Source organism: Paenibacillus amylolyticus, from assembly GCF_003719335.1.
GTDB lineage: Bacteria > Bacillota > Bacilli > Paenibacillales > Paenibacillaceae > Paenibacillus > Paenibacillus amylolyticus_D.
Genome location: NZ_RIAS01000015.1, coordinates 91,762 through 111,401 on the forward strand (window position 1 = coordinate 91,762; position 19,640 = coordinate 111,401).

Annotated in this window: 15 protein-coding genes and 2 riboswitches; of the genes, 12 read left to right on the forward strand and 3 right to left on the reverse strand. The window is 43.3% G+C overall.

Features of this window, described 5'->3' with window-relative positions; translation table 11 throughout:
- Positions 1 to 97: 97 nt before the first annotated feature.
- The 9 genes from glcT to EC604_RS22910 all read left to right on the forward strand — a co-directional run bounded on the left by glcT (position 98) and on the right by EC604_RS22910 (position 10,168).
- The gene (gene glcT / locus EC604_RS22870) at positions 98 to 952 is read left to right on the forward strand and encodes a glucose PTS transporter transcription antiterminator GlcT (RefSeq protein WP_123066343.1); all 855 of its coding nucleotides are present in this window, start codon (positions 98 to 100) and stop codon (positions 950 to 952) included.
- Between the two features lie 288 nt (positions 953 to 1,240).
- Entirely contained in the window at positions 1,241 to 3,295 is a 2,055-nt protein-coding gene (gene ptsG / locus EC604_RS22875) for a glucose-specific PTS transporter subunit IIBC (RefSeq protein ID WP_123066344.1), read from the forward strand.
- A gap of 77 nt (positions 3,296 to 3,372) precedes the next feature.
- Complete coding sequence (locus EC604_RS22880) at positions 3,373 to 3,648, forward strand: HPr family phosphocarrier protein (RefSeq protein WP_036617010.1); 276 nt, start codon at positions 3,373 to 3,375, stop codon at positions 3,646 to 3,648.
- Positions 3,641 to 5,353, forward strand: coding sequence for a phosphoenolpyruvate--protein phosphotransferase (ptsP, locus tag EC604_RS22885; RefSeq protein ID WP_123066345.1), 1,713 nt, complete (start codon positions 3,641 to 3,643; stop codon positions 5,351 to 5,353). Before EC604_RS22880 ends, ptsP begins: the two co-directional genes overlap by 8 nt.
- Positions 5,354 to 5,559: 206 nt before the next feature.
- Positions 5,560 to 5,778, forward strand: coding sequence for a sublancin family glycopeptide (sunA, locus tag EC604_RS22890; RefSeq protein ID WP_161557016.1), 219 nt, complete (start codon positions 5,560 to 5,562; stop codon positions 5,776 to 5,778).
- A 166-nt stretch (positions 5,779 to 5,944) separates the two neighbouring features.
- A complete protein-coding gene (locus EC604_RS22895; RefSeq protein WP_123066347.1) occupies positions 5,945 to 8,065 on the forward strand; it encodes a peptidase domain-containing ABC transporter in 2,121 nt (706 codons plus the stop codon).
- Entirely contained in the window at positions 8,058 to 8,474 is a 417-nt protein-coding gene (locus tag EC604_RS22900; protein WP_123066348.1) for a thioredoxin family protein, read from the forward strand. The genes EC604_RS22895 and EC604_RS22900 overlap by 8 nt, the downstream gene beginning before the upstream one ends.
- A 24-nt stretch (positions 8,475 to 8,498) precedes the next feature.
- Complete coding sequence (locus EC604_RS22905; protein ID WP_123066349.1) at positions 8,499 to 9,779, forward strand: SunS family peptide S-glycosyltransferase; 1,281 nt, start codon at positions 8,499 to 8,501, stop codon at positions 9,777 to 9,779.
- Positions 9,780 to 9,793: 14 nt separating this feature from the next.
- Complete coding sequence (locus tag EC604_RS22910; RefSeq protein WP_345789277.1) at positions 9,794 to 10,168, forward strand: disulfide oxidoreductase; 375 nt, start codon at positions 9,794 to 9,796, stop codon at positions 10,166 to 10,168.
- A 102-nt stretch (positions 10,169 to 10,270) separates the two neighbouring features.
- Here EC604_RS22910 and gcvPB read toward each other — a convergent pair whose 3' ends face one another.
- The 3 genes from gcvPB to gcvT form a co-directional block, all read right to left on the reverse strand.
- Complete coding sequence (gene gcvPB / locus EC604_RS22915) at positions 10,271 to 11,779, reverse strand: aminomethyl-transferring glycine dehydrogenase subunit GcvPB (protein ID WP_123066394.1); 1,509 nt, start codon at positions 11,777 to 11,779, stop codon at positions 10,271 to 10,273.
- 86 nt (positions 11,780 to 11,865) lie between these two features.
- The gene (gcvPA, locus tag EC604_RS22920; protein ID WP_123066351.1) at positions 11,866 to 13,221 is read right to left on the reverse strand and encodes an aminomethyl-transferring glycine dehydrogenase subunit GcvPA; all 1,356 of its coding nucleotides are present in this window, start codon (positions 13,219 to 13,221) and stop codon (positions 11,866 to 11,868) included.
- Positions 13,218 to 14,360, reverse strand: a complete 1,143-nt coding sequence (gene gcvT / locus EC604_RS22925) for a glycine cleavage system aminomethyltransferase GcvT (RefSeq protein ID WP_123066352.1) — start codon at positions 14,358 to 14,360, stop codon at positions 13,218 to 13,220. The genes gcvPA and gcvT overlap by 4 nt, the downstream gene beginning before the upstream one ends.
- Before the next feature lie 231 nt (positions 14,361 to 14,591).
- A riboswitch (glycine riboswitch) is annotated at positions 14,592 to 14,693 on the reverse strand.
- Positions 14,694 to 14,696: 3 nt separating this feature from the next.
- Positions 14,697 to 14,819: riboswitch (glycine riboswitch) on the reverse strand.
- Positions 14,820 to 15,165: 346 nt separating this feature from the next.
- On the opposite strand from gcvT, the gene gcvH reads away from it, so the two are divergent.
- The 3 genes from gcvH to EC604_RS22940 all read left to right on the forward strand — a co-directional run bounded on the left by gcvH (position 15,166) and on the right by EC604_RS22940 (position 19,639).
- On the forward strand, positions 15,166 to 15,558 hold the full coding sequence (gene gcvH / locus EC604_RS22930; protein WP_123066353.1) for a glycine cleavage system protein GcvH: 393 nt from the start codon (positions 15,166 to 15,168) through the stop codon (positions 15,556 to 15,558).
- Between the two features lie 442 nt (positions 15,559 to 16,000).
- Positions 16,001 to 17,464, forward strand: coding sequence for a PTS mannitol transporter subunit IICB (locus EC604_RS22935; RefSeq protein ID WP_123066354.1), 1,464 nt, complete (start codon positions 16,001 to 16,003; stop codon positions 17,462 to 17,464).
- A 66-nt stretch (positions 17,465 to 17,530) separates the two neighbouring features.
- A complete protein-coding gene (locus EC604_RS22940) occupies positions 17,531 to 19,639 on the forward strand; it encodes a BglG family transcription antiterminator (protein WP_123066355.1) in 2,109 nt (702 codons plus the stop codon).
- Position 19,640: the final 1 nt, after the last annotated feature.

Genomic DNA, 19,640 nt, shown 5'->3' on the forward strand with positions numbered 1-19,640 from the left:
AGACGTCCGGCGCGGTTTGCCCGCTCCGGATGTTTTTTGGTTTGGTTGAAGATGTGTTAGGCACATCCAAGATGGTGTGAAAAAAAGAGGTGCAAAAATGAGCAGCCTGCATGTAGATAAAGCGTTAAATAATAATGTAATTATTGCACAGCATCCTGAGCACGGCGAAGTTGTGGTCATCGGAAAGGGCATCGGATTTAACCGGAAGCCGAATGATGATATCCCACTGACGGCTGTGGAGAAGATGTTTATTTTGAAAAACCAGCAGGAGCAGGAGCAATACAAGCAACTCCTTCCGCAGGTGGATGAGGCTTTAATCGAGATTATTAACGAAGTCATTACGTATATCGCAGAGCATACGGACGTTCCGCTTAATGAACATATTCATATTGCCTTAACGGATCATATCTCTTTTGCGCTGAAACGCAAAGAGCAGGGTATTATCATTCAAAATCCTTTTTTATATGAGACAAGAGAGATTTATCCAGACGAGTACCGTATGGGAGAATATGCAGTTCGTTTAATTAAGGAAAAGATGGACGTAGATCTCGGCCAGGATGAGATCGGGTTTGTTGCTTTGCATATCTATAGTGCGATGACAAACCAGAATATCTCCCAGGTGCGGGAGCATTCTCAATTAATTACGGATCTGGTGAACCTGGTTGCAGACCAACTCGACTATTCCTTCGAAACGCAGTCTTTGGATTATTCCCGTCTGTTAACTCATCTTCGGTTTGCCCTGGAACGTGTGCGCCGTGGAGATAAGGTGGAGGAACTGCACAAACTGGATTCCTTGCTCAAATTAGAATATCCCGAAATGTACTCGCTTGCATGGAAGCTCACTAAAGTGATGGAAAAGCGCTTGAAGCTGCCTGTATATCCGGCAGAAGTTGGTTATTTAACCATTCATCTGCAACGGCTGAATCAGCGGAAAGAAGAAGAGAATAAGTGAAATCATGTCAGAAATTTTAGCGGAATTACGTTTTTTTCTGTAAAGGCTTGCAATGCGTTTGAAGTGGTGCTACAATGGTGACCGTAATCAAGCAACTGAATAAACATAAGCGACGTGTTACTGACTCGATCAGGCATGAGTTAATTAGAGTGTGATTGTTCTACCTTATTAGGGGTATGCTATACCCCAAGGTTAGCACAGTTCACTTTTATTAGTTCATGCCTTTTTTGTGTTCCCTTGCTTGCATCACGACCTACAGATTTGAAACGAAAGGAAGAATACAACGCCATGTTTAAGAAGCTTTTTGGTGTATTGCAAAGAGTAGGTAAAGCTCTTATGTTGCCTGTAGCGATTCTGCCAGCTGCTGGTTTGTTGCTCGGAATCGGTAACATGCTGGTGAATCCTAACTTTTTGGAGTATGCACCGATATTAGATCATCAATGGGTCAACGGCTTCGCAACAATTATGATGAATGCAGGACAAATTGTATTTAACAATCTTGCACTGTTGTTCGCGGTTGGAGTTGCGATCGGTCTCGCTGGTGGAGAAGGGGTTGCTGGGTTAGCTGCGATAATTGGATACCTAGTAATGAATGTAACTCTTGGGACAGCTGTTGGTGTTACGCCTGCATTAGTTAATTCTGGAGCAGGGTACGCTAATATTTTGGGAATTCCTACACTTAGTACAGGAGTGTTTGGAGGTATTATAGTTGGTGTGCTAGCTGCAACAATGTATAATCGATTCTTCAAAATTGAGTTGCCTTCTTATTTAGGGTTTTTCGCTGGGAAAAGATTTGTGCCTATTGTTACAGCAGTAGCCTCAATGTTCCTAGGGTTATTGTTAGTCGTCGTTTGGCCGCCAATTCAACAAGGTTTGAATGCAGTCTCATATCTGATGGTTGATTCAAATCCAACACTGGCAACGTTTATTTTTGGTGTCATTGAAAGAGCGCTGATTCCGTTTGGACTCCACCATATTTTCTATTCACCTTTCTGGTTTGAATTTGGTGAATATGTAAACAAGGCGGGGCAAATTGTAAAAGGGGATTACAATATCTTTTTTGCACAATTAAAAGATAACGTAACCTTGACTGGAAGCACATTCCAAGTGGGGAAATATCCTTTTATGATGTTTGGACTTCCCGCTGCTGCTTTAGCTATGTATCATGAAGCTAGACCCGAGCACAAAAAATATGTTGCAGGTATCATGGGTTCAGCTGCTTTAACATCGTTTCTAACAGGTATAACTGAACCATTAGAGTTCTCATTCCTGTTTGTTGCACCTGTATTGTTTGGTATCCATTGTTTGTTTGCAGGATTGTCATTTATGACAATGCAACTCCTAAATGTTAAAATTGGAATGACTTTCTCAGGTGGGTTAATTGACTTCTTAATCTTTGGTGTGTTCCAGAACCGTACACCATGGTGGGACGTTATTATCGTCGGTTTGATCCTTGCAGTGATTTATTATTTCGGTTTCCGATTTATTATCCGCAAGTTCAACCTCAAAACACCTGGACGTGAAGAGGCATCTGCAGAAATGGCATCCGGCGGTTCTTCAGGTTCCACGGACGATCTGCCTCACAATATCCTTGAAGCCTTTGGCGGTAAGGAAAATATTAAACATCTAGATGCATGTATCACTCGTCTGCGGATTGAAGTGAATGAGAAATCCAACGTGCAAAAAGATCGTCTGAAGCAATTGGGTGCATCTGGTGTGCTTGAAGTGGGTAATAATGTTCAAGCCATCTTCGGAACACGTTCCGATACGATCAAGTCCCAAATGCAAGATATCATTGCAGGACGTACACCTTCACCAACTCCAGCCGCTGACGTTAAACCGACTCCTGAAGAGGAGAAGGCACAAGGAGAACAAGGTGAACGCATTGTGGCAGAGGATATCGTGATGCCAGTCAATGGTGAACTGATGGATATTACGAATGTACCTGACCCGGTCTTTGCTGAAAAAATGACAGGTGACGGGTTCGCCATATTGCCACATGACGGAACGATTACATCCCCTGTGTATGGTAAAGTGTTTAATGTATTTCCAAGCAAACACGCTGTAGGCATTATGTCTGACGGCGGTAAAGAAGTGCTTGTACACATAGGTGTCAATACGGTGAAACTGAAAGGCCAAGGTTTCAACGTACTGGTTCAGGAAGGTGACCTGGTATCTGCAGGGCAACCGATCATGGAAGTGGATCTGGAGTATGTCAAAGCGAACGCTCCATCCATCATTTCTCCGGTGATATTCACCAACCTGCCAGAAGGCTCTACCGTCACTTTGAAGAAGAGTGGCGTGCTCAAAGTTGGCGATCAGCCGATCATTGAGATAAAATAAGAACTGTTCCAACGATGGCAAGCAAGTGTAAATATACGCAATGCCTAAACTAAACTACCGAAAGCGAGATGATTGTAATGCAACAAACATTCAGAATTACAGACGAAGATGGTATCCACGCACGTCCGGCAACTGCCCTGGTTAATACAGCAAACAAATTCAAAGGTGCTGAATCCTTCGCAGAAGCTAACGGCAAAAAAGTAACATTGAAATCCATTCTGGGCGTTCTTTCCCTCGGTCTGGAGCAAGGTGACACCATCAGCATCATCGTTGAAGGTGAAGGCGAAGCTGAAGCACTTCAAGCTTTGACAGACGTTATGGTTAACGAAGGGTTGGGCGAAATTAATGCTTAATGTTTCCGGGATCGCGGCTTCGGCGGGTATTGCTATCGCCAAGGCGTTTATCTTGGAGCATCCTGACTACTCTGTAGAAAAACGCCAGATTAACGACGTTGACGCAGAGATCGCTAAACTTGACTCGGCGCTGGGTAAATCCCGTGCTGAGCTTGAGGCGATCAAAGAGCGTACTTTACAAGAGCTCGGCGAGAAAAAAGCAGAGATTTTTGCATCGCATTTGCTCATCCTAGATGACCCGGAACTGATTGATCCGGTGAAAGCAAAGATTGCGGATGAAATGGTGAATGCCGAATTCGCACTGAATGAAACAGCTTCCCAGTTCATTTCGATGTTCGAAAACATGAAGAGTGCATACCTGCAAGAACGTGCTGCGGATATGCGTGACGTTACGAAGCGTGTGCTAAATCACTTGCTAGGTATCGACTTCATGAGCCCTGCTGAAATCAGTGAAGAAGTGATTGTGCTTGCAGAAGATTTAACACCTTCTGACACAGCCCAATTGAACCGTCAATATGTTAAAGGGTTTGCTACCAACATTGGTGGACGTACTTCTCACTCTGCCATCATGGCTCGTTCCCTTGAGATTCCGGCTGTTGTTGGAACAAAAGACATTCTGGCTCAAGCGAAACAAGGAGACCTGATCATTGTTGATGGTCTGGATGGTCAAGTCCTGGTTAACCCTACGGACGACGTCGTTGCTGAATACCGTGCCAAACAGGAACAGTATGATGCACAGCGTGCGGAGTGGAGAAAACTGCGCGACGAACCAACCGTTACAGTGGACAACGTTCATGTGGAACTGGCTGCTAACATCGGTACACCAAACGATGTTACAGGTGTTCTGGAGAACGGCGGGGAGGCTGTAGGCCTGTACCGTACAGAGTTCCTGTACATGGGCAGAGACAAGCTTCCTTCCGAGGATATTCAGTACAATGCTTACAAAGCGGTACTCGAAAAAATGGAAGGTAAACCTGTCGTAGTTCGTACTCTCGACATCGGCGGAGACAAAGAGCTTCCTTATCTGGATCTGCCAAAAGAAATGAATCCGTTCCTCGGCTTCCGCGCAGTTCGTCTGTGTCTGGACCGTCTGGATATCTTCCGTACCCAATTGCGTGCATTGTTACGTGCAAGTGTACACGGAAACTTGCGTGTCATGTTCCCTATGATCGCAACACTGGGTGAATTCCGTGAAGCCAAAGCTGTCCTGCTCGAAGAGAAGGAAAAGCTGGTTGCTGAAGGTATCGCTGTTTCAGACAGCATTCAACTCGGGATTATGGTCGAAATTCCATCAACAGCTGTAATGGCGGATCAATTCGCCAAAGAAGTGGACTTTTTCAGTATCGGTACCAACGATCTGATTCAGTACACGATGGCTGCTGACCGGATGAACGAGCGTGTATCTTATCTGTACCAACCATACAACCCAGCAATTTTGCGTTTGGTCAAAATGGTTATCGATGCAGCGCATCGTGAAGGTAAGTGGGCTGGCATGTGCGGTGAGATGGCAGGAGACGAAACAGCAATTCCATTGTTGCTTGGTCTTGGACTGGATGAGTTCAGCATGAGCGCAACTTCCATTCTGCCAGCGCGTAGCCAGATCACCAAATTGTCCCGTGCGGACATGCAGGAACTGGCTGCCAAAGCTTTAGAAATGCAAACCGCTGAACAAGTGGTTGAACTCGTTCAAAGCATTCAAGCGTAATTTTGCCGGGGGTTCCTCCGGGTTTAAGGTCTTTCTTTTTCCATAAAGGGCTGCGTACATGCAGCGATATTGCCGGTATCTACGATTCAGTGGATATCGGCTTTTTTTTCTATAAATGTCATAATATAAAAATTTATAATTGAATTTTTAAATTTTATATGGTATATTATAGGAGGTTAATTATTAAATATTGGGAGGTAAGTATGATGAAGGAATTAATGAGAGAATTGGATTTGAATGAATTAGACCTTTTTGAAGGTGGAGACAATGCAGCTGGAGCTGGTGTTGGTGGTAGTAGCGGCGGTAGTGGTATTGGAGCAGCTCAATGTGCATATTTCTGGACATTGTGTGCGAGCACAGCAAGTGAAAGATGGGGATGTGGAAGTACTGCAGCAAATTGTGAATACTTCCGTAAATACTGTTAAAACCATATAGTCATAATAACTAAAAAGAAATTTCATTTAATATGAAATTTCTTTTTAGTTATGAATTTTAATATTGATTGATTTGCGGTTAATTAATAATTTGATAAATAAAAAATTTAAATTTATATATGAGCACTAGAGTTCTATGTCATAAAGGAAGTGTACTGTGTCCAAAGTAAAATTTTTTCATACCAAGCAAATAGGAAAGTACGACTGTGGCATAGCTTGCGCTTCTTCAGTCTACCGATATTATGGATATGATTATAGTGTTGATTATCTTTCTGATTATTTGCCCTCAGAGAATAGATACTCTTTAAGAGAAATGGTAATTTTATTAAGTATTGAAAATCATCTAAAAACTCGAATTGTTGAAGTAGACAAAAACAGAATGTCCGAGGTTCTTGAGAATATAAAATTTCCTTTTATATCCTTATGTAGTGTAAATAACCAAGGTCACTACGTGGTAGTTTATGAATGGAATTCTAAAACGAATAAATTGAAAATAAGTGATCCAAGTAATGAAGGGATTACAAACATATCACTATCTCAATTTCAGAAAATGTCAAATGGGATTTTTCTGTTGATAGAAGGTCAGTTTTCTTCAGTGAAATCTGAATCTAGTAAGAGTTCTTTTTTTATTTTGATTAAGGATATTGTAAGGAACAATTTGCTGAGTATACTATTTTCCTTTTTAATCTCAGTGATCATTGTAATTTTAGCCATTGTAGGATCTTTTTATTTTAAATTAGTTGTAGATTATATTATTCCACGCAGTTTAGATAATTTTATATTTCAGTTATGTCTTGTTTTCGTAGGAGTAGTGCTACTGCATGGGTTGTTCATTTATCTACGAGGAAAGCTTATTATCAAACTATCTAATAATCTAGATAAATCATTATCTAATAAATATTTCGAAAAATTAATTAAGTTAAAGATTAATTTTTTTGAGAACAGGGCTGATGGGGAAGTTATCTCTAGGTTTAACGATGTTTCTTTTATAAGAGGTTTTATAAGTGTTACATTTGTGTCTGCTCTTTTAGATTTCGTAATTGTTCTTTCACTTGGTTTTATTATTTACAAATTTAATTCGATTCTTTTTATTGTTCTATTAGCTTTTATTCTTATACTGGGAGCACTGACCGTATTATTTTATGGTTCTATTCAAGTCCGAAGTAGAGATTTAATGCTCACAAAGGCTGAAACTAATTCTTATTTAGTACATTTTTTAAAATTTATGCCTACAATATTCTCCCTAAATAAAAAGAAGTATTTCATAAATCGATTTCAAGGTGTATTTGGAGAACAGCTAAAAGCGCTCTTGAAAGATCAGAAGAATGATAATCTCTTTTCGACGTGTAAGTTTTTAGTTCAAGGCATTTTTTTTGTAGTATTCATTTCTATAGGTGCACAGCAGATCATAGCAGACTCGTTGACATTAGGAGACTTACTATTTATTAATTCTTTAGTTAGTTTCATGATGGGTTCCTTAGAAGGCTTGTTAACACTACAATCTGATTTTCAAAAAGCTGTTGTATCTGTTTCGAGATATACGGATATTTTAAAATACCCAGAGCGAAAATTAAGTGAGCATAAATTAAATTTAGAACATGTCAATACGATTAACATCAACGATCTGTCGTACCAATTTCCAAATAACAAAACTGTGTTTGAAGAAGTTGACCTTAATGTTAATGCTGGAGATAAGGTGGTTTGCGTAGGAGAGAGCGGTGCAGGAAAAAGTACATTTGCCAAACTTATTGTTGGTTTGTATGAATCCAAACCAAATCAAATTCGGATTAATGGTAAGGATATTACAGATTATTCTGAAGAAAGTCTTCGTAAAGAAATGATGTTAATTGGTGAAGCTCCTTTCTTATTTAAAGGTTCCATTAGAGAAAACTTGGTAATGGGAGAGAATATAAGCGATGGAGAAATACTAAATGCGTGTCGATTAGCTGAGTGCCTTGAAATTATAGAAACTCTACCAGGCGGTTTAGATTATCTGATCACTGAGAATGGGACTAATCTATCTTCTGGTCAGAGACAAAGACTTGCCTATGCTAGATTGATTCTGTTAAATCCTTCTGTAATTATACTAGATGAAGCTTTAAGCAATGTAGATGAAGTAAGTTTGAAAAGAATATATGATCATATGATCGATATGAAAGCTACAATCATTTATATAACACATAATACTAATTTAATTGAACAATTTGATCGTAAAATTATTTTTAAAGATAGACGTATCTACGAAACTGTTAATAGAAAGGACTTTAATTATGAATAAAAAATTAATATCCATTACGCTTGCTGTCGTTGCTGTATTTATGTTGGTTTGGGTACTAAACTCAGAAGCGTTGGAAAAACCTAAGTATAGCAAAATATCACTTCAGAACTATGAAGAAAATATTAATAATAAAAATGATTTTATGATATATGTTTATAAAGCTAGCTGCGCAGTTTGCCATGAAGTTAAGCCATTTATCAACGAAGTAATTGAGACTGAAAAATTCGATATGTTAGCTATGGATGCGGATGAGGAAGGAAACCTCAATGTGAAGTTTTTTGAAAACCAAAAGTTGGAGAAGTCCCCTACAATAATCTATTATGAAGCAGGAAAAGAGAAAGATCGTTTGGAAGGGTATCAGACAAAAGAAGAAATAAGAGAATTCGTAACAAAATATAAGAAAAGTTAATCTGCTAAAGAGGAGGCTTGTACAGTGTATCTAAATGAACTGAAATCTTCTCTTAATTTTTCGGTTTTAGAGAGTAAATTGAGCGAGGATCTAAAATTAGTATCTGGAATCCCTGAAGAATTCAATATTGACTTAAATGGACAGCAACTTAAAGACTGGGTTGATTCCTACAACAGTTATTCATGTCCGACCATTGCATGTGGAATATTAACTTATAATGAAGAAAATAGAATAAAAAGATGTTTGCAAAGTGTAATGAATGAATTCGATGAGATTATTGTACTGGATTCTTTATCCTCAGATCAGACGGTTGAATTAATTAAAGAAAACTATCCCAAAGTGAAGGTAATTACTGAGAAATGGAGGGATGATTTTTCATTCCATCGTAATTTACTAAGATCCTCTACGAATTCTGAATGGATATATTATATTGATTCTGACAATACTTACGATCCCACCAATGAAGGTAAGATTCATAGAATTGTAAGATTACTCAGTTATATTGGATTTAACGGTGTTGTAAGCCCAGTAATAAAAGAACATGATGGTCATGTCTATACAGATAATCGGAAACTTTTTCCGATTAATAGCGGAATACGGTACTTCGGAAGAGTTCATGAAGAACCTCTGTTAGAGAATGGTCAGTCTCCAATTCATGCTACTATGGACATTCTAGTTCATCATGATGGTTATGATCCTCTAAAGGTCAATATGAACGATAAAACAAACCGAAATTTGAGACTAACTCAAATGATGCTAGAAGATGAGCCTGGACATCCTAAATGGTTATACTTTCTAGCAAAGGAAGTTTATCATACTCAGAATAACTTAAATATCGAAGAGGTAAAGTCTATTCTTATAGAAGCTATTAGAAGATACGAATCTTCAGAGTATAAAAGATATTTACCGGAAGCTATATTGTTTTTGTGTGATTTATCAATTAGAACTAATTCCTACTCACAATTGAGTAAGTATGTAGATTTGTTAGAACAAATCTCGCCAAATTGTGTTGATGTTGACTACTACAGAGCCGTGCTTGTTCTACAGGACATAACTGTACGCACTGCAAAGTTGGCTAACTATGTTAAAGAGTCTTTACAGGATAATACAAAGTATAGCTATATTAACTCTACCAAAGACCATATTAGACTGATGTTAACTAATATAATGTGGCTAATGAATAATTGGGATGAGGCTAACAAAATAAATCATGAAATAAGAAGTGAGGACAAAAAAATCATCTTCTCAAATATGTTAAATGAAATAAACGATTGGTTAAGCACTCTGAAGGAGGAAGAACGTTGATTCCAGTAAGTTTCTTGGTTTCTTTAGTAGCAATGCTTGGAAGTTTGTACTTTAGTGAGATTGCAGGGTTAATTCCTTGCAAGTTATGCTGGTATCAAAGAATCCTAATGTATCCTCTACCGTTAATTATCGTAATTGGTGCAATAAAAAATGATCCATATCTTAAATATTACACTCGTTGTTTTTCAGCAATTGGCATAATTATCGCGGGTTACCACTACCTTATTCAACTAAGTGTGGTGAAAAGTACATCGTGTGGATTTGGTACCGTTTCTTGCGATCAAGTCCATGTGGAATATTTCAACTTTCTTACAATCCCACTAATGTCATTGATAGCGTTCATATTAATATTTATAAGCTCTTTTATAAAGGATAAAGTCAAATCCTAGTGAGGAAATTGTGAAATAACTTAAGTGTATCAATTAAAACTAAAACAGCAACGACTTTTCCGTCATCTGGATAATTTCGTTGCTGTTTTTTTATTCTCTTATTTAGCTACAAGCACAGTTTAATACAGGTTTACGTGCTGCGGTCGTTTCATCGAGACGAGTTACCGGTGTGCCGTACGGAGCATTGAGCACCAATTCCGGTGTTTCTTCTGCTTCCTTGGCAATACGGATCATTGTATCGATAAATCCGTCCAGCGTTTCTTTGCTCTCGGTTTCCGTTGGCTCAATCATAATGCACTCTTCCACATTAAGCGGGAAGTAGATGGTTGGCGGGTGATAACCAAAATCCAGCAGGCGCTTTGCCACATCCAGCGTGCGCACACCATACTGTTTCAGGCCGCGGCCTGACATAACAAATTCATGTTTGCATACACCCGGATACGGAATCTCGTAATGAGGTGCCAGGCGAGCCATCATATAATTGGCATTCAGCACAGCGCATTCGGATACACGGCGAAGCCCTTCTGGTCCATAAGTGCGGATATAAGCATAAGCACGAACAAGAATACCGAAGTTGCCATAATAGGCTTTGACCCGACCGATCGATTGATCTCCTTCGTAATCCAGAGCGTACATGCCTTGATCATTTTGAACAACCATCGGTTTAGGTAAGAACGGGATCAGGCGGCTCTTCACACCGACAGGTCCAGCACCAGGGCCACCACCACCGTGAGGCGTGCTCATCGTTTTATGCAAGTTCAGATGCACCACATCAAAGCCCATATCTCCCGGACGTGTAATGCCCATAATGGCATTCGAGTTGGCTCCGTCATAATACAACAATCCGCCAGCTTCGTGCACGATGGACGCAATCTCTTGAATATCCTTTTCAAACAACCCGAGCGTATTCGGATTCGTCAGCATGAGTGCTGCGGTATCTGAGCCGACTGCTGCACGGAGGGCATCCAGATCCACCAAACCGTCCGTCCGCGACGGGATTGTCACCGTTTCGAATCCGGCCACGGTTGCGCTGGCCGGGTTCGTGCCATGAGATGAATCCGGTACGATAACCTTGGTACGCAGTTCGCCACGGCTTTCGTGATAAGCTCGAATCATCATAAGTCCGGTCCATTCCCCGTGTGCTCCGGCAGCAGGCTGCAGGGTTACGGCATCCATACCTGTCAGACCTGAAAGATCATTTTGCAAGGTATGGAGCAGTTCGAGAGCACCTTGAAGACTGGATTCATGCTGATATGGATGGATTTTGGCAAAGCCGTTGTAACGTGCTACATCTTCATTAATCTTTGGATTGTATTTCATCGTACAGGAACCGAGCGGATAAAAGCCGTTATCTACCCCGAAGTTGCGGCGGGATAATGCCGTGTAGTGACGAATAACATCAACCTCGAATACTTCCGGCAACGCTGCCGCTTCCGAGCGCAGCATTTCCCGGGGAATCAACGTGTCTGCATCCTGACGGGGAACATCACATTCCGGCAAGGAATAGGCCACACGCCCAGGACTGCTCAACTCAAAAATCAGAGTTTGTTCGGGAGCAACGGATGGTGTAAGTTGCGTAATGGTTGAGGTTCCTTGGGCTTGAGAATCCATTCCAGTCTGCTGATTGACTGACTGATGGAGGTTAGATGTTTCCGGTGAAGTACCCGCAATGTTTGCTTTTGTAGTCGTTTCCTGAGTCACAGCGATCCCTCCAATACACGTGCGAATTCATCCATCTCTTCTTTGCTGCGTCGCTCGGTAACAGCAATGAGCATATGTCCAGCAAGTTCTGGATAATCACGTCCGAGTTCGTAACCGCCGATGAATCCTGCATCCAGCAGTTTCAGCTGAAGAGCATCCACATCGGTTCCTTCAGGGAGCTGGATAACGAACTCGTTAAACGTAGGGGCATTAAAAGTGAGTCTAACCCCAGGAATGGCTTTTAACGTATTTAGAGCGTAATGACTCTTTTGCAAGTTCAGATCAGCAACATCAATCATGCCCTGTCTTCCCATGGTAGACATATAGACGGAAGCACTAAGTGCTAACAACGCCTGATTTGAACAGATGTTAGATGTCGCTTTTTCGCGGCGAATATGTTGTTCACGTGCTTGCAGCGTCAGCACGAAGCCGCGTTTGCCGTTGCGATCGGTCGTCTGACCGACGATTCGACCAGGAATCCGGCGCATGTGGGCCTGGGATACGGCGAAGTATCCGCAAGTGGGTCCGCCGAGCGAAGCGGCGATTCCGAGGGGCTGCGCATCGCCTACAACGATGTCGGCTCCCAGCTTGCCTGGGGCTTCCAGCAAACCTAGCGACAGCGGGTTGGCGCTCACCACGAGCAGTCCTTTGTGCGTGTGCACAAGGTCGGCAGCCTGTTTTACATTTTCCACGGCACCAAAGAAGTTCGGGCTTTGAATCATAACCGCCGCAGTATCGTCCGAAATGGCTGCTTGCAGCGCATCCCAATCGGTAACCCCATCTTTATAACCAATCTCTACAATCTCCAGACTCAGGCCATGTGCGTACGCCTGCAATACTTGACGGGCTTCAGGGTGAACGGTGCGAGATACGATAAGCTGTTTGCGACGGGTAGCTGCGGCGGCAAGATTGCCTGCTTCCGCAAAAGCTGTCGCACCGTCATACATACTCGCATTGGCTACCGCCATACCTGTCAACTCGCAAATATACGACTGAAATTCGAAGATGGCTTGTAATTCTCCTTGGCTGATCTCAGGCTGATAAGGGGTGTAAGCCGTATAAAACTCCGAACGGGAAATGACATGGTTGATGACAGAAGGGATGTGATGGTCATAGATGCCTGCGCCAAGGAAACTGGCATGTGTCTCAAAGTTGGCATTGGAGCCAGCTTGTTTCGACATATGGCGTGTTAATGCGTATTCGTCCAGCTTGGAGGAGACAGGCAACTCGCCCTGATAACGAATCTCCTTCGGGATATCTTTGAATAAATCTTCAAGCGTATCCACGCCGATCGTGGCCAGCATTGCGCTCTGGTCTTGTTCTGTCATGGGGATGTAGCGGTGCTTGCTCATGCTTGCTCAGCTCCTTGGATAGGTGTCTTTAACGTACGTGTCCGTTTATGAAAAGGAGTCTTGACGACCTCGCCTTTTAGCTTTTTCCCACGAATCTCAATCTCCAGTGGTGTACCCAGTGCAGTATACTTGCTGTCAATCAAGGCAAGCCCCAGATTACGTTTCAAGGTCGGCGACTGTGTACCGGTTGTCACTTCACCGATCTGAACGCCGTCCGCATAGATCGGGTAATGTGGCCGCGGAATGCCGCGCTCCAGCACTTCGATGCCGATCAGCTTGCGGGCAGGGCCGTCATTTTTTTGTTGCAACAAAGCTTGATGTCCGATAAAAGGTCCGGTATTTAATTTCACAAACATGCCAAGTCCTGCCTCCAGCGGAGAGATGGTTGGTGACAGCTCCTGACCGTACAAAGGCAGCTTCGCTTCGAATCGCAGTGTATCACGCGCACCGAGTCCTGCTGGAACGAGGCCTACATCAGCACCGGCTTCCATCAGCCCGTTCCATACGAGAGCCGCCTGATCTGCTGCAACATACAGTTCAAAGCCATCTTCACCTGTATATCCGGTGCGCGACAGTAGCAGCTTTACTCCGCATACCTCGGCATGCTGTACGAAGCGGAAAGGTTCAATAGCGCCCGCATCCACGTTCGTATCTATAACCTTAGCCAAAATATCAACCGACAGGGGGCCTTGTAGCGCAAGCAGTGCCGTTTGCTCGGAATCATTGGTCATGTTCACGCCCGGTATAATGTGCTCCTGCAACCAAGCCCAATCCTTGTCGATATTAGAGGCATTAACGACCAGCGTGTATTGTTGCTCCGCCAGCTTGTAGATCAGCAGATCATCAACTACACCGCCATCGGGATAACACATCAGCGTGTATTGTGCCTGACCTGGTACAATTGCGGTCACGTCGTTGGTCATCATGTGTTGTAAAAAGGCTTCCGCCTGTTCACCCGTTACAGTGAATTCACCCATATGGGATACATCAAACAGCCCGGCGCGCTCGCGCACGGCTTCATGTTCCTTTTGAATCCCACTAAACTGCACGGGCAACTCCCAACCGCCAAAATCAATGCAACGTACACCTTCATATTGCGCATATAGGGGAAAGAGTGGTGTTCTTAACAAATCAGACATCGGATCACCTCATCATAGACCGTTAGTAGGCCAAGTATAGAAACATGGATCTGTGAGCCAAGTAATTAATGCTTAAATCATTTTAGTCATCAAGAGTCAATAGCCGACCATTTTACATTTTTTCATTTGTTATGTTCAGTACGATTCTAGAACCTGCAATTCATTTTTTGGGAAAAAGGAAAAGGACAGGCCAAAGAACCGGCATGCCAAGTAGCACGCTGTATTCTTAGGCTCTGTCCCTTGTACCTGAGAGTTACCCCGCCGTTTATTCAGACAGGTTTCCCCTTGGGTGATCATAACGTCCCGAAGTGGACGATTAGATGCTCTCCAGAGTTGCGTCCTGTAAAAGTCCTTTTGCCTGAGAGATTCACCCCCGCTTGTCGGTGGTTTACTCCTTCGGCGCCGCCCCATGCACATCCCCAAACCGGGTGTACGGGCAATCTCTCCCTTTACATTCATCCGCGGTTCATACGTAGTCCAATTAACTTCAGTTGCTCTTCTCATTAAAACGTGAATCCACTCCTGATGTCAAGAACGATATCATTGAAATTGTGTGAAATACGAATATTTAATACTGATTATTCATTAATGTTCGTTTATTTTAAAAGAGTGCGCTTACTATTCTAATATTAACCATTATATGCAGAAAGAGTAGTGTGAGGTTACACACGTTGAGATCTCGAAATTGAAATAAACTGTGAGCTAACTTGACATTTGAATCTGAAATATCATACGCTATTGTTTGGGAAAAAGGTGAAGGTCAAAGAACGCATGCACTCATTAATGAAAAGCGAGGCGGATATCGATGAGCGAATTGAGAAATGATTTCCTGTACAGTAAAGAGCACGAATGGGTGCAAACCGTAGGGGAGGATACCGTACGTATTGGCATTACCGAGTTCGCACAGCATCAGCTGGGTGACATTGTGTTTGTAGAATTGCCTGATCTTGAAGCCAGTGTAAAAGCAGAAGACAGCATCGGTACGATTGAATCCGTCAAAACGGTGTCTGATCTGTTCTCACCCGTCAGCGGCACCATTGTTGCAGTGAATGAAGCTTTGCAGGACTCGCCAGAACTGGTGAATAGCTCTCCTTATGAAGAAGGCTGGATGATCGAAATCCGTGTCGATGGTGATGTAACAGCTGCATTATCCACATTGCTGAATGCGGATGCATATCTTAAACATACCGAAGAGTAGGAAAGAATGGATCGTTTAGTTGATTTGTACTTATTGACATATGTGTAATCCCACTTGAATATAAAAATCTTGTTCTTTAAACCTGCGTGAGCTATGGAGCTTGTGCAGGTTTTTTGCTGTTTTTTTGCGCATAATGGAGGGGGTTAAGTAGGAGTGACATAAAATCATGAATAAAAAAAATTCAAAAGGACCAAGCTATTCTATTGCTCTGCATATTGTATATGAACAAAGTCATAGGCAAGAAAAACCTTGTGTATCAACGGATTGAGCATATATTCCTGATTAAAAGCGATTACATAATCCAATCTTGTCATCATTGTTCATGACGAAAGTACGCTTTCATTTGATTGAAGAGGAAGGGTTTCTCGCTTAGGATTACAGCAGGGGATCGATGATACCCCTTTCATACGAAATAATGACTTGATTCAAGGAGGATAAACCAATGAGTAATTTGGATCAAACATCCAATTCCAAAGGTGGGTTACGTGTTGGTGTGCAACGCTTCGGACGATTCCTGAGCGGTATGGTCATGCCTAATATGGGGGCATTTATTGCTTGGGGATTAATTACAGCGATGTTTATCAAAACAGGATGGTTTCCGAATGCGACAATAGAGCAGCTTGTAGGTCCGATGATTACTTATTTGCTGCCGCTGCTGATCGGTTATACCGGGGGTACGATGGTGCATGGCACACGTGGGGGTGTCGTCGGGGCGATTATGACCATCGGTGTCATTGTCGGAACGGATATTCCAATGTTCCTCGGAGCCATGATTGCGGGGCCTTTCGGTGCTTGGGTGATCAAGAAGTTTGATAAATCCATTGAGGGCAAGATCAGAGCCGGTTTTGAGATGCTGGTCAACAATTTCTCGGCAGGAATCATCGGTGGTATTTTGGGCATCTTTGCTTTGCTAGGTATCGGGCCGGCAGTTGAGGCCATCAGCAAAGTGTTGTCTGCCGGCGTACAGGGTTTGATGAACCTGGGATTGCTGCCACTCGTCAATCTGATTATTGAACCGGGTAAAGTACTGTTCCTGAACAATGCCATTAACCACGGGATTTTAACACCAATCGCAACAGATCAGGCAAGAGAACTAGGCAAATCCGTTCTTTACATGCTTGAGTCTAACCCGGGACCGGGACTGGGTATTTTGCTCGCTTACTGTTTCTTCGGACGTGGAGTAGCAAAATCTTCTGCACCTGGTGCGGTGGTCATTCATTTCTTCGGCGGGATTCATGAGATTTACTTCCCGTACATCCTGATGAGACCGATTCTGATTCTGGCAGCCATTGCAGGCGGTGTAGCGGGTACGTTAACGTTCATGCTAACTGGCGCAGGACTGGTTTCGGCACCATCACCAGGCAGTATCATTGCCTATTTCCTGTTGACACCTAAAGGCGGATATATCCCGATGCTTGCAGGGGTTATTGTGGCAGCGGTGGTCTCCTTCCTAATTGCCTCTCTACTACTCAAAACCGGTAAACAGAAGGAAGAAGATCTGGAAGCGGCCTCCAGCCGAATGAAAGATATGAAGAGCCAAGGCAATACAGCAAATGCAGCCATCACAGCGGATAACCAGGAAGCGAACAGAGCGGCAGATATCGCAAGTTCCGTTGCATCCAAGGCAAAAGCAGATGTGAAAAAGATTGTTTTCTCCTGCGATGCAGGTATGGGTTCCAGTGCAATGGGTGCTTCGATTCTGCGCAAAAAAATGAAAGCCGAAGGAATTGACGTTGCTGTAACTAACACGGCGATTAGTGAAATTCCGCAAGACGCAGACGTTGTGATTACGCAAAAAACACTAACGGATCGTGCACGTTCAGTAGCACCTAATGCAGAGCATATATCCATTGACAACTTCCTAAAAAGCCCGGAATACGACGCACTTGTTGAACGTTTGAAGTAAACGGGGGCAGACTGCGAACCATCTTCAAACAAGGGCAGCCGTTTTCCCAGAGCCGGAGGCTGAGATATGAGTATTACGAAAAGACAACGTGAAATCGTGGAATTCCTGTTGGAGCATCCCCATGAAGTCACGGCGGGTGAAATTGCCGTTGAAGTAAAAGTGAGTACACGTACCGTGCATCGTGAGCTGCTGATGATCGAGCAGTGGCTTGAACCACTCGGTATGCGCCTCGAAAAAAAGTCGGGAACCGGAATACGCATTGATTCCGGTTCAGATGACCTCAGTGCATTACGCCAGAAACTGGAGGGTAATGAATATGTAGAGTTTACGCCTGAAGAGCGTAAGCTCTTCATGCTTTGCATCCTGCTGGATGAAGCTGAGCCGGTCAAACTGATCGCTCTCGCTTCGGATCTGAAAGTGACCGTTTCGACGGTCACCAACGATCTGGATGATCTGGAATCACGCATTCGGCAGGCGGGTCTGAAGCTTGTTCGAAGGCGAGGCTATGGCGTGAAAATTACCGGAAGTGAAGCGATTCATCGCAGAGCCATTGCAGCGCTTGCTTTGGAAGTACTGGATGAGTCGGATCTCTTTGGCAGACAGCCTGAGCAAGGGGGCTCCATCGTTAATCAAAAGTTGCTCAGTATGATCGGTCATAGCGACGTACTTACCATTGAAAATGCATTATGGCAACCGGATATCGAATGGCTTGAAAAAATACCTGAACGGCAGTACATGAAACTGCTCATTCAGTTATCAGCAGCTGTGGTTCGGATACGTAAAGGTTTTAATATAGAACGTTCTTCCTCAGGGATAAGAACGATTGCAGGCACTGGAACCGTGGCGGAGCAACATGAAGAGAGAGTGCCAGTTTTCATGGCTTCGCGCCTTTGCAGTGTTCTATCCTCACAGCTTGGAGTCGGCTTCCCGGATGAAGAGCAAGCTTATTTTCACCAATTGCTTACGGAGACAGAGCAACAGATTCATTCTTCACGCCTGCTCCCGATCGATGATCTGATTCTGATGGACAGAGTGCATTCGCTTACGGACCAGATGCAGGAAAGAACAGGTTATGACTTTCATGAAGACCGCTTGCTGCGCGAAGGATTAATTGGACATATGGTGCCGGTTATGGAGCGACTTGAGGGGCATCAGATGATACGTAATCCACTGCTACAGCAGATTCGCAAGGATTATGACACCCTTTTCGAACAAGTTAAAAGGTCTGTGTTACAGGCATGGCCCGGGGCAGAAGTTCCGGATGAGGAGATCGGTTTTCTTGTCATGCACTTTGGTGCATCCATTGAACGGTTGCGGGCGTTAAAGCAAGATATTCGAGCCATCGTTGTATGTAACAGTGGCATTGGCTCCTCGCGCATGCTATCCAGTCGTTTATCCAAGGAGTTTCCAGAGATTCAGATTATAGACAGCGTCTCTTGGTACGAAGCCGCGCGAATGCCAACCGAAGAATATGATCTGGTGTTGTCTACGGTCGATTTGCCAATGGAGGAAGATCAGTATTACAAGGTCAGTCCGCTATTGACAGCGGAGGAAAGTGAAAGTCTACGGCATTTTATCAAAACCACAACGTTAAAGCGGCAGCATCGCAAATCCCGTGACCTGGGCAATGAGACAACCACTCGTAAAATCTCCGATCCGGACGGAATGGAAGCAACATTGCTTGAAATTGTACGGATTATCGGTAAGTTTCAGGTACATGCGATGGATAACACTCATCTTGATTTTGCTCAAAGTGTGCTTGAGATGTGTAAGGTTGCACATCGCTCAGGCATATTGAAAGACCCGGGCGAGGTTGCCAAGTTACTTGAGGTTCGTGAATCGATGGGGAGTCAAAAGATTCCGGGGACTCAGCTCGCTCTTTTCCATACACGGAGCGAGAGTATCTACAAGCCGTCCATCAGTCTTTTTCAACTTGAGGAACCTCTGCTTCGAACAGTGGAGGATCCGGAAGGTGTCAGTCATGTATTGCTGATGCTGGGGCCAAAGGAGTTGTCCAAGGAAAGTCTGGAGGTACTCAGCGAGATTAGTGCACTGCTTCTGCAAGAAGAGATGATTACACTGCTGGGCAAAGGAAACAGGGATGAAATCATCCATTACCTGTCCCGTGAATTGGTTGGATTCTATCGTAGTAAAAATGAAATCGGAGGTATATAAC

Bases quoted from the DNA above. Each gene is read 5' to 3' on its own strand.
- gcvPB (WP_123066394.1), bottom strand. From the start codon at position 11,779: ATGGATTCTCAAGCCCAAGGAACCTCAACCATTACGCAACTTACACCA.
- ptsP (WP_123066345.1), top strand. From the start codon at position 3,641: ATGCTTAATGTTTCCGGGATCGCGGCTTCGGCGGGTATTGCTATCGCC.
- gcvT (WP_123066352.1), bottom strand. From the start codon at position 14,360: ATGTCTGATTTGTTAAGAACACCACTCTTTCCCCTATATGCGCAATAT.
- EC604_RS22880 (WP_036617010.1), top strand. From the start codon at position 3,373: ATGCAACAAACATTCAGAATTACAGACGAAGATGGTATCCACGCACGT.
- EC604_RS22935 (WP_123066354.1), top strand. From the start codon at position 16,001: ATGAGTAATTTGGATCAAACATCCAATTCCAAAGGTGGGTTACGTGTT.
- gcvPA (WP_123066351.1), bottom strand. From the start codon at position 13,221: ATGAGCAAGCACCGCTACATCCCCATGACAGAACAAGACCAGAGCGCA.
- ptsG (WP_123066344.1), top strand. From the start codon at position 1,241: ATGTTTAAGAAGCTTTTTGGTGTATTGCAAAGAGTAGGTAAAGCTCTT.
- EC604_RS22900 (WP_123066348.1), top strand. From the start codon at position 8,058: ATGAATAAAAAATTAATATCCATTACGCTTGCTGTCGTTGCTGTATTT.
- EC604_RS22940 (WP_123066355.1), top strand. From the start codon at position 17,531: ATGAGTATTACGAAAAGACAACGTGAAATCGTGGAATTCCTGTTGGAG.
- sunA (WP_161557016.1), top strand. From the start codon at position 5,560: ATGAAGGAATTAATGAGAGAATTGGATTTGAATGAATTAGACCTTTTT.
- gcvH (WP_123066353.1), top strand. From the start codon at position 15,166: ATGAGCGAATTGAGAAATGATTTCCTGTACAGTAAAGAGCACGAATGG.
- glcT (WP_123066343.1), top strand. From the start codon at position 98: ATGAGCAGCCTGCATGTAGATAAAGCGTTAAATAATAATGTAATTATT.